The sequence below is a fragment of the Pararhizobium sp. A13 genome, assembly GCF_040126305.1.
Classification (GTDB): Bacteria; Pseudomonadota; Alphaproteobacteria; order Rhizobiales; family Rhizobiaceae; genus Pararhizobium.
In genome coordinates this window covers 1373423-1388621 of sequence record NZ_CP149511.1, presented here as the reverse complement: position 1 = coordinate 1388621, position 15199 = coordinate 1373423, and the positions used below count along the sequence as shown (strand labels likewise).

The 15199-nt window shown below is 59.7% G+C and carries 15 protein-coding genes and 2 pseudogenes; 5 read left to right on the top strand and 12 right to left on the bottom strand.

Annotated elements, in window-relative coordinates; translation table 11 throughout:
• Positions 1-13: 13 nt before the first annotated feature.
• Positions 14-1039 carry an HAD-IC family P-type ATPase gene (locus WI754_RS28220; protein ID WP_341487266.1) on the bottom strand — a complete coding sequence of 342 codons (1026 nt, stop codon included), beginning with the start codon at positions 1037-1039 and terminating at the stop codon, positions 14-16.
• Complete coding sequence (locus WI754_RS28215) at positions 1036-1824, bottom strand: hypothetical protein (protein WP_349438029.1); 789 nt, start codon at positions 1822-1824, stop codon at positions 1036-1038. Before WI754_RS28215 ends, WI754_RS28220 begins: the two co-directional genes overlap by 4 nt.
• Positions 1825-2195: 371 nt before the next feature.
• Here WI754_RS28215 and WI754_RS28210 point away from each other — a divergent pair, with 371 nt between their 5' ends.
• The 4 genes from WI754_RS28210 to WI754_RS28195 all read left to right on the top strand — a co-directional run bounded on the left by WI754_RS28210 (position 2196) and on the right by WI754_RS28195 (position 4065).
• The gene (locus tag WI754_RS28210; protein ID WP_341487264.1) at positions 2196-2549 is read left to right on the top strand and encodes a phasin family protein; all 354 of its coding nucleotides are present in this window, start codon (positions 2196-2198) and stop codon (positions 2547-2549) included.
• A 538-nt stretch (positions 2550-3087) separates the two neighbouring features.
• Positions 3088-3363, top strand: coding sequence for a hypothetical protein (locus WI754_RS28205; protein ID WP_341487263.1), 276 nt, complete (start codon positions 3088-3090; stop codon positions 3361-3363).
• A gap of 89 nt (positions 3364-3452) precedes the next feature.
• Entirely contained in the window at positions 3453-3818 is a 366-nt protein-coding gene (locus tag WI754_RS28200; protein ID WP_341487262.1) for a PAS domain-containing protein, read from the top strand.
• 25 nt (positions 3819-3843) lie between these two features.
• Positions 3844-4065 (top strand): PAS-domain containing protein, encoded by a 222-nt coding sequence (locus tag WI754_RS28195; RefSeq protein WP_341488033.1) that lies wholly within the window; start codon positions 3844-3846, stop codon positions 4063-4065.
• An 88-nt stretch (positions 4066-4153) separates the two neighbouring features.
• On the opposite strand, the gene WI754_RS28190 is transcribed toward WI754_RS28195, so the two are convergent.
• The 6 genes and pseudogenes from WI754_RS28190 to WI754_RS28165 all read right to left on the bottom strand — a co-directional run bounded on the left by WI754_RS28190 (position 4154) and on the right by WI754_RS28165 (position 10337).
• Positions 4154-4318, bottom strand: a complete 165-nt coding sequence (locus tag WI754_RS28190) for a hypothetical protein (RefSeq protein WP_341487261.1) — start codon at positions 4316-4318, stop codon at positions 4154-4156.
• A 194-nt stretch (positions 4319-4512) separates the two neighbouring features.
• Positions 4513-5574 carry an adenylate/guanylate cyclase domain-containing protein gene (locus tag WI754_RS28185; protein ID WP_341487260.1) on the bottom strand — a complete coding sequence of 354 codons (1062 nt, stop codon included), beginning with the start codon at positions 5572-5574 and terminating at the stop codon, positions 4513-4515.
• Complete coding sequence (locus WI754_RS28180) at positions 5571-5948, bottom strand: response regulator (protein WP_341487259.1); 378 nt, start codon at positions 5946-5948, stop codon at positions 5571-5573. The genes WI754_RS28185 and WI754_RS28180 overlap by 4 nt, the downstream gene beginning before the upstream one ends.
• A complete protein-coding gene (locus WI754_RS28175; protein ID WP_341488032.1) occupies positions 5941-7455 on the bottom strand; it encodes a response regulator in 1515 nt (504 codons plus the stop codon). The genes WI754_RS28180 and WI754_RS28175 overlap by 8 nt, the downstream gene beginning before the upstream one ends.
• A gap of 3 nt (positions 7456-7458) precedes the next feature.
• Positions 7459-9152: pseudogene (locus WI754_RS28170) on the bottom strand (PAS-domain containing protein); the annotation flags it as partial.
• An 87-nt stretch (positions 9153-9239) separates the two neighbouring features.
• Positions 9240-10337, bottom strand: coding sequence for a branched-chain amino acid ABC transporter substrate-binding protein (locus WI754_RS28165; protein ID WP_341487258.1), 1098 nt, complete (start codon positions 10335-10337; stop codon positions 9240-9242).
• Positions 10338-10626: 289 nt separating this feature from the next.
• Here WI754_RS28165 and WI754_RS28160 point away from each other — a divergent pair.
• Positions 10627-10818, top strand: a pseudogene (locus WI754_RS28160) (hypothetical protein); the annotation flags it as partial.
• Between the two features lie 276 nt (positions 10819-11094).
• Here the strand turns inward: WI754_RS28160 and WI754_RS28155 are convergent.
• The 4 genes from WI754_RS28155 to WI754_RS28140 are packed head-to-tail and all read right to left on the bottom strand — an operon-like array spanning position 11095 to position 15156.
• Positions 11095-12396: a GH1 family beta-glucosidase gene (locus WI754_RS28155; protein WP_349438028.1), complete on the bottom strand. Its 1302-nt coding sequence runs from the start codon at positions 12394-12396 to the stop codon at positions 11095-11097.
• Positions 12397-12447: 51 nt separating this feature from the next.
• Positions 12448-13350: a 5-dehydro-4-deoxyglucarate dehydratase gene (kdgD, locus tag WI754_RS28150; RefSeq protein ID WP_341487256.1), complete on the bottom strand. Its 903-nt coding sequence runs from the start codon at positions 13348-13350 to the stop codon at positions 12448-12450.
• Between the two features lie 51 nt (positions 13351-13401).
• Complete coding sequence (locus tag WI754_RS28145) at positions 13402-14376, bottom strand: mannonate dehydratase (protein WP_341487255.1); 975 nt, start codon at positions 14374-14376, stop codon at positions 13402-13404.
• A 60-nt stretch (positions 14377-14436) separates the two neighbouring features.
• Positions 14437-15156, bottom strand: a complete 720-nt coding sequence (locus tag WI754_RS28140) for a FadR/GntR family transcriptional regulator (protein ID WP_341487254.1) — start codon at positions 15154-15156, stop codon at positions 14437-14439.
• Between the last annotated feature and the right edge of the window lie 43 nt (positions 15157-15199).

The following is a 15199-nucleotide window of genomic DNA, read 5'->3' as shown; positions in this document are numbered from 1 at the left end:
ATTTGCGGTCTACTCACCGTAGCGCACGCATTGCATTGAGGATGACAGTGAGATCGATGATCTCCTGCAGGAGTGCGCCCTGGACCGGAGGCAGGTAACCGAAAGCCGCCAGAAACATTGCGGCTAACGACAGACCGAGGCCGGCAATCACACTTTGCCGCGCAATCGCAAGTGCCCGGTGCGAAATCGCGATCGCCTGTGCGAGAGGTGTAAGTTTGTCGACGAGCAGGACCACACCGGCGGCCTCCGAGGAGGCCGCCGCACCGCGTGCCCCCATGGCGACACCTACATCGGCGGATGCCAGGGCCGGGGCATCATTGACGCCATCACCGACCATCATCACAGGACCGGATCGACGAGCGGCGAGAATGGCCCCCACTTTCTGCTCCGGCGTAAGGTCTGCGAGAACCTGATCAATTCCCAATCCATCGCTGATGACAGACGCGACGTCGAGACGATCCCCCGTTGCAAGTATGATTTTTGTAATTCCTGCTTCCCGGAAGCGGGCAACGGCTGCGGACGCGTCCGTTCTGACTTGATCGGCCATGACGATTATCCCGGCAACGATGCCGTCAATTGCTACCGCCACGACCATTTGACCCGGTTTTACATCTGAGCGGAACGATCTCGGATCGCCCTCGTTGCTGTTGGCGACAACGTAACCGCTTCCTCCAATGATGACCTTTTTTCCGTCAACGAGGCCTTCCAACCCAGCGCCAGCTTCTTCTCGAACATTGGTGGGTGACGAGAGTAGCAGCCCGCGCTTGCCGGCAGCGGCGACGAGCGCTGCCGCCATCACGTGGTTTGACGCCTGGTCCAGCGATGCTGCGAGCCGGAGAAGCTCCGCATCCGAGACCCATTGAACCGCACGGATTTCCACGATTTCCGCAGAGCCCAAGGTCAATGTGCCGGTCTTGTCGAGCACAGCCACACGCACGCGGCTGAGCGCCTCAAGAACATCGCCTCCCTTTATCAATACCCCGATTTTCGCAGAGCGGGAGAGGCCGGAGACGAGAGCAATCGGTACGGCAAGGATCAACGGACAGGGGGTTGCGACAACAAGGACCGCCAGTGCGCGGCGGGGAGTGCGCGGCGGGGCTCACCGGACAGAAGCCATGCTGCGACGGACAACCCAATCGTCAGAAGGAGAAAGACGACGGCATAGCGATCAGCCAAGCGCGCCATCGGCGCTTTGCTTTTCTGCGCAGCCTCCACCAGTCGCACGATACCTGCATAGGTGCTCTCGGCCGCCGGACGGAGGACCTGCATGTCAAAGGCGCGACCGAGCGAGGTACTGCCGCTCAGGACTTCATCCCGCGGCCGGCGCTCGACGGGGAGGGACTCACCGGTCAGGGCCGACTGATCTAGCAGGGCGGATCCCGACACGATCAAACCATCGACAGGTATAACCTCACCCTGTCGAACCAGAAGTCGGTCACCAGGAACGAGTGAGGAGATGGGCTCCTCGTTAAGTCGGTCACCGCTGTAACGCATTGCCCGTTTCGGTACCCGCCCGAGCAATGCGGTCATCTCTTGCGCCGCGCGGCCGGATGCAAACGCTTCGAGCATTTGTCCGCCAGCGTACATAAGTGCAACGACGTTTGCTGCCAGCGTTTCGCCGAACGCCAGGGCCACGGTCATGGAGAGAGCGGCAATCAGGTCCAGGCCGAAGTCGCCTCGAAAAAGGGAGTTGCCGGCGGTCACAAGCAGCATGCCCAATATGGGAACTGTCGCGCTTCCCCACAGGAGTCGCGATGAAGAGGGCATGTCCATGAATTGAAGCGCGAATCCGCCAACAAGCCCGATCAGCGCAACCGCGACCAAGAGCGATTGCCTATGATCTGATAGCCTGCTCACGAGGGCGTAACGGCGGAAATGGAGTTGCATCGGTGCCTCTCGTGAACATACCGAGCTTTCGGCAAACAATGGCGAACTGCACATCGAGCGCCAATCGCTCGTTACAGTTGAGCTCATCCTTTTTGATCAGCTCCTAATATTAAGGAATTATTTGTTAGTAAAGTCATACTTTTGTTTATTCTTTTATTTATTTTCCCGCGAAAAAAAGCTCCACCTCCGCCATTTTTCATCAAGATGTTGCAATGGAAGTACTTTATCGCATTGCCGTATACATTGACTTTATTGTGCGGTGCACATAAAGTGATATCGTTGCAAGGCGTCAAAAGAGGAGCAGCCTGATGTTCAATTTCGAAGATGCAAACAAGAAAAGCAAAGAGACGATGGATACGGTTTTCAAGAGCTATGCAGCGGTGACAAAGGCTTTTGAGGCGATCGCCACCGAAGCCGCCGACTATTCCAAGAAGTCTTTTGAAGACAGCGTTGCTCACATCGAGAAGATCAGCACCGTCAAGAGCGTCGAAGCTGCTTTCGAACTGCAGACCAAATATGTGAAGTCTGCTTACGAAGGCTATATCGCCGAAGCCACGAAGATCGGCGAACTGTATGCAAATCTCGCCAAGGACGCCTACAAGCCCTACGAAGCGCCGGTCGCGAAGGCGATAGCTGCCGTCAAGTCCGCTACCGCGGCGTAAGGCTTCCGGGTCACAATTCAAACTCTGAAAAACCGGCCGCGCATCCCGCGGCCGGTTTTTGATAGGGTGCGCTCGGCATCTAACGTACGCCCCTGTAAATCAGCGAGCTAGACGTCTTTGAGGGGGTGATCTAACAATTCTCCAAGGTCTTCCTGGGGTTTCTCCGTTGGGGGGGCGCTCATCAACGTGTTCGAAGCGACAGCGGCGGCAGAGGGTGCGGGCACTGGGGCGGGCATCGGTGCTGGGGGCATTCAACTGGTCTGGGCATTATGGCAATCTCCGGCGTCGGGCCGGTAGTAGCTGCCGAATGGCTCGCCGCAGCCGCAGCAGTGTTGCGGTCCCGTCGGGTCGTCCTGCGCGAACAACTCCTTCGCAATCAGTCTAGCAGGGCCAATCAGGGCCGATACCTATCCTCGACGTCGGAGCCGATGTGATCGTTCTTCAGGATGCGGCTCACGACGATGTGATGGGAATCGGGGAATATCGGCGGCAGCTGGTGTGTCGTACGTGTGGGGCAGAAAACAAAAGGAGTTTTGTGATGAAGATGCACACCTTGATGACCGCGTCGGCGGCCTTTCTGATCTCCTCCTGCGCCCTTGCCCAGGCGGACGACCACCTTTTCCAGGCGCAACAGCATGGATTGAAGTCCGGCGGCACGGCGTCGTCCACGACGCACGCCTTTACGACCAACAGTGCCGGCCACAGCGGGACCTCGGCACCCGGTCAGGGAAGTCCGTTCACCGGTCACGACACCCAGACGCCGGCCACCGACACGGATGCCGCCAACCAGCACGCCAACGTGAAGCTCCGCTGAGGAGGTCAACAGTCGCTCAGCGCTGATTGCAAGCTGATTGCAATAAGGCACGCTCCGTTCGGTAGACCGAATTTGAAGGCGTAGGGATTATGTTTCTTGCGCCTTCATCGTGTCTGGCCGCACTCCCACTCGCAGCGCTCGGCATTCCAGTCACCAACCTGAATGTCGCGCATCAACATGGCCGCACGAAGTCGTCTGAGATGGTTGGCCTCACGGACTTCGATCTCTACCCCCGCGAAATGGCTCAAACCTTTTTCGATCGCGAGCAGGCGATTATGTCGAGCGGACAGCCGCTGGTAGACTTCGAAGAACCCTTTCACGAAGAGGATGGTCAAGAGCGCTGGTTCCTGACGTCAAAGGTGCCGTTGCGAAATCGTCAGGGCGCATTGTTCGGGCTCGCGGGCGTGACCCGTGACGTAACCGAGAAAAAGCGCTTGGTACAGGAGGGCCCTTGATAGCCGGAACGTGCTTTCACAAGCTATGAGAGAAATGTCGGACGGGCTTGCCATGTTCAATCCCGAGGGCAGGCTGGTGTTCTGCAACGACCAGTACCGTGCCGCATTTCCTCGCTCGGCCTATGCCAGGCAGCCCGGCGCTCACATCACAGATCCTGTTCGCGCGGTGGTCCGCAACGCGGAAGGGCCCGACCAGCGTAGACTGTGTCGCTTTGTGAAACCGGAGTGTAATAGCCGTTGTAAATGAGCAGCAATGCGACCACTCAGAACGCGCTGACTATCAGTATCAGGACTTCCCGCGCTGTCATCTTCGCACTATGTCACACGACAGACATCTAGTCACCGAGGAGTTCCTCTCGCCAGGACATCTCATCAATCCTGTCCTGCTTGGTCGGCCTCATTTGGGCATTGCATTGCCGGTTGATAAACACGCCGTAGGCGAGCGAAGAGCCAATGATCGTGGCTCCAATAAGCAAGGCGAGCATCCAGGTAGCTTCCATGGCGCACCTCCTTCGAGACTGATAACGAATCACGCGCGGCGAGGTTCCCTTATCCAAAAAGGAAGTAGCCGCAGGGTGCTTTCCGACAGTGTCCCGTCCGCTGCGGCGCCTGCGCTCCTTCGCCTAAAGCGAGCTGATCGTCTGGTGACGGCTCCGCGAATGTCAGATTCCGGCAATGGCAATGGCAAGTGCTTCTAGGATTGTTCCGGTTCCCTCAGTTCCTGGCATTCGATGAGTTCGATCCGACCCTTGCCCTTGATGTCCACGAAGCCCAGGGAGTGCCCGCGGCCTCGTTCGCGAACGCGATGCCAGGTGGCCCCACTGGTCGCTACAGTTCCAGGACGAGCATGGGCTGCGATCCGGGAGGCCATATTTACTGTGTCGCCCCACAGGTCAAACACGTATTGTCGGTGCCCGATGATACCCGCCACGACAGGCCCGAACTGGACGCCGACCCGAACCTCCCATTTGGGTTCGATGCGGCGTGATACCTTCACCATGTCGAGACCGCATTGCAAACTGGCAAAAACCGGATCTGGCATGGTATTGAACAGGCCGGCCGTCGCCATAAAGGCGTCGCCGATCGTTTTAATCTTCTCCATCTCATGCTGACGCACGATTCGTTCATATTCGCCGATCAGCGCCTGGAGATCCTCCACCACCTTCTCCGGCGAATTCTCGTCGCAGTAGGCCGTGAAGCCAACGATATCGCAAAATAGCACCGCGACTTCGTTGTAGCGACGGGGGCGGACCTCATTGGTCGCTTTGAGCTCGCGCACGGCGCCGGGGGGCAGCATGGCGTACAGAAGCTCGTCTGCTCGGCGCTTTTCGTTTTCAATCTGTTGCGTGTACACCGCCTCTTGGTCGCGCAGCCTCTTCTTTTCCAGGCAGGCGGCCACACGCGCACGCAAAAGAACCGCGTTGAACGGTTTGGCGAGATAATCCTCAGCGCCGAGGCCGATGCAGCGCGCCACACTGTCGATTTCATCGACCGCCGATATCATGACAACCGGAATGTTGCGCAGCGTTGTGTCGGCCTTGACCTGCTCGAGCACCTGGTAGCCGTCCATTTCCGGCATCGTAATGTCGAGCAGTACGAGATCGAATGGCCTCGTCGCCAGCAGCTCGAGCGCCTCGCGTCCATTGCTGGCGCATACCACGGTGCCGTAGCCTTCTCGCTTCAACCGCTCGGTCAGCGTAAAGCGATTGTCATCGTTATCATCGACGACGAGCAGAGCAGGTCCAACCTCGCTCATGGCATCGACCCCTTTGGGAGTAGGGCCTTGATCTTTGCAAGCAGGCGCGCGAGGTCGACGGGTTTGGTATCGAAGTCATCGCACCCGGCTGCCATTGCTGCTTCGCGGTCGCCAGCCATCGCGTGCGACGAGAGCGCAATCACGGGAATATCGCGTGTCTCAGCCAATGCCTTGAGACGTCTTGTCGCCTCCCAGCCGTCAAGGACGGGAAGGCTCAGGTCCATCAGGATCAGCGCCGGTGCGTCCGATCGCGCACGCGCCACACCCTGATCGCCATCCGTGGCGACGATTACCTCGTAGCCTTTGCGTCTGAGCCGCGCGGACAGCATGTAGATGTTGTCCTCATTGTCTTCGACGTAGAGGATCCTAAACACGATGGCGATCCTTGTCAGGCGAGTTTCGTTTGAGAACGTATAGTGCAACCGTCTTGCGCAGCTCCTCAAGAAGCTCGTCGTGGCTGAAGGCGGTCTTGGCGAGCACGCGCTCGACACCACCGCTGAGGCGCCGGTGATCTTCCTTGCTGAGGGTCGCCGCCGTCACGACCACGACCGGCACCGCCTTGAAGGCAGGCTGTCTGCGCAATTCGACAAGGAACTCGAAGCCGTCCATTTCCGGCATGATGAGATCTAGAATGATGAGGTCCGGAAGCGCGTGGATGAGACGTTCCAGCGCGAACCGGCCATTCTCGGCCTCGTCCACGTCGCAACCCTCTGTGCTCAATATGCGCCGCCATTGCTGACGCGTGTTCTCATCGTCCTCGACGATCAGAACCCGCAGCGCTGAGCCAGACGCGCCGGACCAGAATTTCGCAATGAGTTTCCGCAGCGTATCGCGCTCGATCGGCTTAACCATGTAATCGGCGGCACCGAGCGTGTACCCCCGGTTCCTCTCGTCGGCCATGGTGAGCATCACGACGGGGATAGTCGCGAGTTCAGGATCCGCCTTCAGTTCCTGCAGGACGCTCCAGCCGTCGCAGCCCGGCATCAGCACGTCAAGGGTGATGAGTGCTGGCTTCAGTTGCCGTGCCAGTTTAAGGCCTTCTGCACCGTCCTTGGCCGTCACCACATCGCAGCCCTCGCGGACCAGAAACCGGCGCATCTGGTCCCGCACCGCCTCATCGTCATCAACGACGAGGACCACGTTCGAGACGAGGCGAACATGATCGTCAGCGGCGACGCCAGGGATCGGCGGCTGTGCCAGCGTGGGAGGCGCCTCGATCGCCGACGGCAGCCACACGGTGAACTTGGTGCCGACGCCAGGAGTGCTGTCCACGGTGACGTGGCCACCCATTGCGCGGCACAGGCGTTGGCTGATGGCAAGCCCAAGTCCGGTGCCGCCGTACTTGCGGGTAGTGGAACTGTCGGCCTGGCTAAACTCCTGGAACAGGTTCGTCATCTGCTGCGGCGTAATGCCGATGCCGGTATCGGCAACCGTAAACAACACGCCCTCGGCTCCATCAACCTTCGCCCACGTCGCCGCAATTGTCACCTCGCCATTTTCCGTGAACTTGCATGCATTGCTCAGCAGGTTGAGGAGGATCTGACGAACCCGAAGCGGATCGGCGCGCATGCTGCCAATGTCATCCGGGCGGTGGATGATGAGCCGGTTGCGGTTTTTCTGTGCAAGTGGCTGCGCGGTTGTCGCGGCATCTTGAACCATACCTGCGATATCGAATGCCTCGATATGCAATTCCAGGCGGCCGGCCTCGATCTTGGACAGATCGAGCACCTCGTTAATAAGCTTGAGCAGATGCTTGCCGGCTCCCGCGACCCGTCCAAGCGGTTCGATCAATTCGCCTTGGCCAGCTTCGTTGGCATCTTCCTGCAGCATTTCGGTAATGCCCAAGATGGCGTTCAGCGGGGTGCGCAACTCGTGGCTCATGCTGGCAAGGAACTTGCTCTTGGCCTGGGTCGCCGCCATGGCCACGTCCCGCGCGATCTCGAGCTCCGTCTCGTGCCGCTTGAGCTTGCTGATGTCTGTGTAGACCGCGACCGTGCCGCCGCCGGTAATGCGTCGCTCATTAACCTGAACCCAGCGGTCGTGGCTGCGATGTTGAACCAGCGTCTGCTTAGGATTGCGATGTGCCTCAAGCCGCGCGGCGAGCCATTCCTCCTCTTGGCCTTTCGCATCCTCGACGAGGCCCTGTTTCACGGCCTTGCGGACAATCGTCTCAAATTGCGCGCCCGGCACCACGGCATCGGCTATGTCGGGATAGAGGATGTCCTTGTAGCGGCTGTTGCACAGGACAAGTCGGTCCTCAGCATCGTATAGGGCGAAGCCTTCGGAGATGCTCTCGATTGCATCGACGAGTCGCTGGCGCGCTTCGGCGACCTCGCGCAGATTTTTTTCCTCGACCTCGACCGCAGTGTCACGGAACAGCCGAAGTGCCTTGGCCATGCGACCGATCTCGTCGCGGCCCGTGGCAGGCAGTGGCGCCCGAAGATTGCCACCGGCGATGGCGAGCATGCTTTGGCTCAAGCCCGCCAGACGAGCGAGAAGACTGCGGTCGACATACAGCCAAACGACCAGAACTGAACTGAGTAGGCTCAGGACAGCTGAGCCAAGGACAACTCCGGTACCAAAGTGCTGGACGGTTGCTGCTTCGCGGCCAGCCTCGGAGATGTCGCGGTTGGCCGCGGCTACGAGACGGTTCACGGCACCGGTTAAATTGTGCGACAGCTGATCATTCTCCGCCAAGAGCTTCCCGCCCTTTGCGAGCACTGCGAGCTCTTCTTCGCGCGCCTTTGGGATGCTCGTCGAACCGTCGATCAGCCCCTCGAACTCGTCAACGCGCTGGCGGAACCGCGTCCGCAGCTTCTCATCTATCTCAGGCGTCACCGCCGCAAGGGAGTCGACCGAGCGGCGCAACGGAAAGGACATCAGCTCCAGATCGCCGGGCGTCGGCGCTATCGCCGCCTTGAGCAGCGCTTCGTTGATCGCCGAAATCTCCCGTTGCGCCTTCTGTTGCGGTATGTAGGAGGAGATTGCCTGCGCAAGGTCTGTCGTCGCTGTCGCGCGCGCGTCGGTGGCGCGGCGGCATCCGCCACGATTGCACGCCACTGGGGGACCTTCGAGTTCATCACCAGAATGCCGGGCGCCACGAGACGCTCGCTTGCAGTTGTCGTCGCTGACAAACGGCGCAGGAGTTCCTCTTTGCGTGCAACCACGGTGAGGCGAGCGGCGACAAGATCGTCGAGAGCTTTGAGATTGCGCCGCAGGCCGATCACCGCGGCTTCGATCTCAGCTACGGCCGCCGCGTTTACCGCGGTGCCTTTGAGCGCGGCGAGCAAATCTTCGAGGCGCGCCATCTCCGCTCCGATCGCAGCCGAGACCTCATTGTGCTGAACCGTGCTGGTGGTAGCAAGGACGGCCGGTGCTGTGGCGGCGACCCGCTCAGCCTGGCGGGAGACTTCGAGCGATCCGAGCGCGGACGGAACCCGGCGATCCGTGATCCGCTCGACGACCTCGCCCACCTGGAGGAAGGCATACACGGCCGCGGCGGTCGCGAGCACCGCGAAGGTGCTGATCCCAAAGAAAGCGAAGAGTAACCGGCCACGTATGCCGAGACGTTCAAACATCGCGGCGACCCATCGATCCGGCTGATGTGGTCAACATGGCCCGCACAGCTTTTTTCTCGAACGCGATCCGCAGTGATCAGCGTTGTGTTATTTCAATGGCACGTATTCGCCATCCTTCCAGATATACCATACCCAGCTCTGGACCGTGAGGTCGCCCTTGTCGTCAAAGTCGATACGGCCCAGCACGGTATCGAATTGATGGGTGCGCAATGACGTAATGACTTCGCGCAGGTCCAGCGAACCGGCTTCCTTGACCGCCTGCGCCCAGGCTTGAACGGCGCCGTAGCTCAGCAGCGTATAGCCTGCGGGTTCGAAATTTTCTGCACGGAACCGCTCCACCACCGGGGCCGCTTGGGGATTTCGCCGTGCGTCCGCGGAGAACGTAAAGAGAGTTCCCTCGGCGGCGGGACCGGCGATCAGGGCAAATTCCTCGGTCGCCAGGGCATCGCCGGAGATGAGCTGAACCGTGTCGCCGCGGTCACGTGCGCCACGAACAATCAGCGCAACCTCGGCATGATAGCCGCCAACATACGCCACGGCGACATCCGCAGCCTTTAGTGCAGCGATCTCAGCCGAATAGTCGCTCTTCGCAGGCGTGTACGCCTGATAGATCGCCTCGGCCACACCCCGCTTCTTCAACTGCTTTCTGGTCTCATCGGCAAGACCCTTGCCATACGTGGTGCCGTCGTGAAGGATCGCAATCTTCTTGTCGCCCCAATGATCGGCCAGGTAGTTGCCGGCCACGACCCCCTGCGCATCGTCGCGACCAATGACGCGGAACACGTTGGCACGGCCTTGTTCGGTCAACAGCGGATTGGTCGACCCTGGCGAAATCTGCAAAACTCCCGCCGCCTCGTACACTTTCGATGCCGGGATCGAGGCTCCAGAACAGTAATGCCCGACGACGAGCACGACACCATCAGCCACGAGCTTTTCGGCGGCGGCCACTGCTTGCTCGGGATCACAGAAGTCGTCGACGGTGATGAGCCGCACCTGATGGCCGAGCACGCCGCCCGTCGCATTGAGATCGGCAACCGCCATCTCTGCGCCACGCTGGCCCTGCTCACCGATCCAGGCGAGCCGTCCTGTCATCGCGGCGGAAACTCCGACCAGCACCTCGGCCTGCGCGGAGTAACCAACCACGGCTGCAAGCGCGACAACAGCGACGGCAAGGATGCGGTGCATGGAAAAGCCTTCCGCCTTGATACCGCAATTTGGCACACGAGAGCGGTGCCCACAAACTGCGCAGCGGGCCCGCCTGCCGGCAATCGCCAGCCGCTATGCCAGCGGCGCGCATTTCGCCAGACCTGAAATCATACCATGGGCCAGTGAGGAGTAATATGGCCTTGGTGTTGATCTCCAGCGTGACCAGGGCCGGGTGGCAAGCGACTTCCTTCTGTGGCAATTCGGCTATCAGCCGGACGGCGACCCGGCCGATGATCCCGAGATCGCAAAAACGGTGGAGACTTTCCAGCACAGCCGCTCGGTGACAGAAGCCCGCGACCTCACCGCCAAACTCTCCAACGACTATCGCGACGAAAATCCTGAAGGTCCTGTCGGGTTCGACAGCCGCGCCCAGCGCAAACGCGAATTCGCCGCCGACATGGGCCTGCAGGCCCACGTTCTCAGAAATGCGGCCACTGCCCAGATGGCAGCATTCGAACAGGACGACGGTGGGGCTTCGGCCCCGCTCTCGTTCCGATTGATGCGGTCGGGCTGCAAGGGCGCCGGCTTTGTTGTGTGCGCATGTCACGTCCATGCGGTCGGTCCCGGATCTCATCCTCTGAAACCTCGAATGTCGCCAACCAGTGCGCCGTAACCGGCCTTCGCGCTTCGACCGCCGTGACGGACCGCGATGGGTCTTCAAATCGAGGAGAAGACGATGAGACAGGACAATAGGATGAGCGCTGTCGATGTGCGCCGATGCCTCATCACACGAAAATCATCTGCCAAGCATTTTCTGAAACGCCCGATAGCTGCCTTTGGGCGCCCTGTTTCGCGTGACCGGGTCCATGGCAACGATGCCGAACTTTGCGCTGTAGCCTTCAGCCCATTCAAAGTTGTCGATCAAAGTCCAGGCCATGTAACCCCTAACATCGACCCCTTGCGCCTGCGCATCGCGAATAGCGCCGAAATGCTTGTCGAAGAAATCGATGCGCTTGCCGTCATCACTCTCCGACATGCCGTTCTCGGTGACATAGATCGGGAACCCGGGGTAGCGATCGGAGGCGCGCTTGAGAAACTCCGTCAGCGCTTGTGGGTAGGTTTCCCAGCCAAGGTCGTTCTTTTCGAGTTCGCCTCTGGACTGAGCGAACGGGAACACCGGTACGGTGGGATCATATCGATAGAGGGACCGGGTATAGTAATTGAGACCGATCCAGTCCAATCGAGGGGAAATCAAATCGAGATCGCTCTGCCAGTTTGCGGGCAGATATTGCTCGATTCTGTCGGTGACGAGCTTCGGATACTGTCCTTTCAGGACGCCATCGAGGAAAAATTGGTTGAAGATTGCGTCGCCGAGTTCAGCGGCCGCAATGTCCTGCGGGGCCTGAGTGAGCGGTTCAGCTTTTTCCATGTTCACCACGATGCCGAGATTTTTGCCGCCCTCGGCGCGCATGGCGTCGATGCCCAGGCCATGGGCGAGCAAGACATGGTGCATCGCCCGGGATGCAGCACGGATGTCGCGATAGCCCGGTGCGTGTATCCCGAGAAAATGGCTCAATATCGTGATGCACCAAGGCTCATTGAGGGTCGCAGTGGTGGCCAGCCGATCACCGAAACGCCGCGTGATCTGCGTGGCGTAGTCCGCAAAAGCACCGGGTGTATCCCTGTTCATCCAACCGCCCCTGTCCTGAAGGGCGCTGGGAAGATCCCAGTGATAGAGCGTCGCGAATGGCTTGATATTGCGTTCCAGCATGCCGTCGATGAGGCGGTCGTAGAAGTCGAACCCTGCTTCGTTCAGGGCTCCTGTGCCGTCTGGAATGAGACGGGACCAGGAAAATGAAAACCGGTAAGCGTCAAACCCGCCGTCCCGGATAAGATCGAGATCTTCCGCCCATCGGTTATAGTGGTTGCAGGCAACCGCGCCGTTTTCAGCGTTCTTGATATTGCCAGGCGTGGCGGCAAAGCTGTCCCATATGGATGAGCCCCTGCCGTCGGCCTGTCCGCCTTCGATTTGATGGGCCGCCATCGCGACACCGAACACAAAATCTGGACCGAAGTCCTTGCGGGCGTGTGAAAACATCATTTTCCCCGTTCTGAACTGCTCTGTTATGGGGGCGTGACTGCCCGCGGACTAGATATTGGCGTCGATCAGAACCTTGAGCTGGGTCATTTCTCCATCCGATAAATCCACCAGAGGAGGGCGCACGGGACCGGCTTGGCGATTTCTGGCCTGCAAGCCCGCCTTGATGATCGACACGGCGTAGCCCTTGCGGCGATTGCGTAGAGCAGTCAGCGGAAAGAAGAAGTCCTTGAGGATGGTATCGGTCGTCTTGGTGTCGCCGGCACGAAGCGCCGTGTAGAAGCGCTGGGCCAGCTCGGGCACGAAGTTGAAGACGGCGGAGGAATAGGTTGTGACACCCGCTGCGAAATAGGCGGTCGCATAGAGTTCGTGGGTCGGCATGCCGCCGATATAGACCATGCGGTCTCCCAGCTTGGTGGTGATTTCGATCACCCGGTCCACTTCGCCATAGCCATCTTTGAAGCCGATGAGATTGGGGCACAGGTCGCAGAGCATCTGCAGGCTGTCGGCGGTCAGAACGATATTGTCGCGGTTGTAGACGACGACACCGATACCGACAGCGTCGCACACCGCTTTTACATGGGCGACCAACCCTTCCTGTTCGCAGAACATGAGATAGGGAGGCAGCAGCAGGACGCCGTCGGCACCCGCAGCCTCGGCCGCCTTTGCCATTTCGACAGCCATGGCCGTGCCATAGGCGGCGCCTCCGAGGATCGGCGTCCTGCCGGCCGTGGCCTTGGCCATCCTCGTGACAGAAGCCACTTCTGCGGGCGTCAGCGAGAAAAGCTCGCCGGTACCGCCGGGTGCAAACAGCACGGCCGCACCAAATCCATCGAGCCAATCGATATGGGTCCGATAGGCGTCTTCGTCGATGCTGAGATCCGGCTTGAACGTGGTGACCGGGAAAGAGAGCAGGCCGCTGCCGAGCGCTATCTTGAGTTGATTTGGGGTCATGAAAAAGGGGCCTTTTTTGGAAAGGGTAGGGGACGTTGAGCGAGTATTGGCTCAGTAGGCGTCAAGCGCTTGCAGGAGGGCGGTCGTGTAGCCGTAGCAAAAGGCAAAGGCGACGCCCTGCGGATCGCGACCGCTGATCGTCGGCACATGGTCCGGCATGACCATGTATTCGTAGCCCACGTCCCGGTAGACCTTGAGCGAACAGGCCATGTCCATGTCGCCCTCGTCCGGGAAGGTTTCCATGAAGGAGAGCTTCTTGCCGCGAATGTTGCGAAAATGGAGATTGAAGATCTTTTTCCGGCTACCGAACCAGCGGATAACGTCGTCGATTTCCTCGCGCGGATTGTCGAGCATCTCGCCGACGGTGCCCTGGCAGAAGTTGAGGCCGTGGTAGGGGCCCTCGTGCATCGTGACGAACTTTTTAAGGCCTTCGACCGTGCCGAGCACGCGGGTCACGCCCTTATAGCCGGGCGGCGTATAGGGGTCATGTGGATGGCAGGCGAGCCGGACCTTGCTCGCTTCCGCGACCGGCACCACACGCGAGAGGAAGTAGTCGATGCGCTCCCAGTTCTCGTCTTCCGGCAGCGCCCCGGCCAGGCCGGGGGCCGCGGACTGGTCGATCTTGTCCCAGCGGAACGAGGCGTTGAGCGAGCCGCCGCGGCCCGGCTCGTCCGGCGTGCGCGGAATGCCGATCAGATTGAGATTGTACTTGGCTGCCGGGATGCCGGCCGTGGCCAGGTTCTCGATCAGGCTGCATAGATTATCGAGCTGACGGTCCCGTTCCGGTCCTGCAAGCAGAATATCGGGGTAAGTGGCCGTTTCGATCGGGCTCGAGGGAAGCGGCAGCTGAATCATGTCGAGTGTCAGGCCGAAACTCTCTACCTTGTCTCGGAGGCGATGAAGATCGTCGAGCGTCCACGTCCCGGGCTTGCCATCGGGGTCGGCGCAGATGTGCTTTATGCCGAGCTGAGCCCAGACCCGATAATCATCGTCGTCGCGCGCGGCGAGCTGTGTACCTACATACATGTCATACCTCTGTTCTTGATAAGGTATGACATAATATGAATTTTGGCGGCTGTCGAGATATTATCGTGCGAGACGACGATATCGCTTCTGGCTGTTCACAAGATGGTCGCGCATGGCGATGCGTGCAGCATCCGGATCCTGATCTGCGATTGCCTCGATGATCCGGTCATGTTCTGCTGCAATGCTCATCAGATAATCGACATTGCTGGTGTCGGGGAGTGTCGGAAACTGGCTGCGCGGGATCGAGCGCGCCCCGAAACGGGAGATCGATTCGATGTAGTAGCGGTTGTCCGTGGACTGGGCGATGGCGAGATGAAACGCGAAATCAGCTTCCACGGTGGGGTTGCCCGCCTTGATTTCGGCGATCATTTGTTGATTGGCTGCACGAATGGCTTCCTCCTGATGCGGCGAGCGCCGATAGGCCGAAATCGCCGCGGCTTCCACTTCCACTGCAATCCGAAACTCCAGCAATTCAAGGGTTTCCGGGATGCTTTTGATCTCCCTTGGGGTAAGGCTTGCCTGTTGGCGGACAGGCTGCTGTTTTGCCACGAAGACGCCTTTGCCCTGGAGTGGCGTCACCAGTCCACCCGCCCTGAGTTCGGCGATCGCCTCGCGCACCACTGTTCTGCTCACGCCAAACTCGGCTTCGAGCTGGCCCTCTGTTGGCAACTGGTCCCCTTCCGTCAGGTCGCCCGTCAGGATGCGATCGCGCAGGGTATCAATCACAACCTGCGCCAGTCGCTGCCTGCGGTGGGTCTCCACTTTGCCATCATTGTTCATTCTTTCTTCCCCGGCATTTGGTTTCACTGTGAGCTTAACGGGC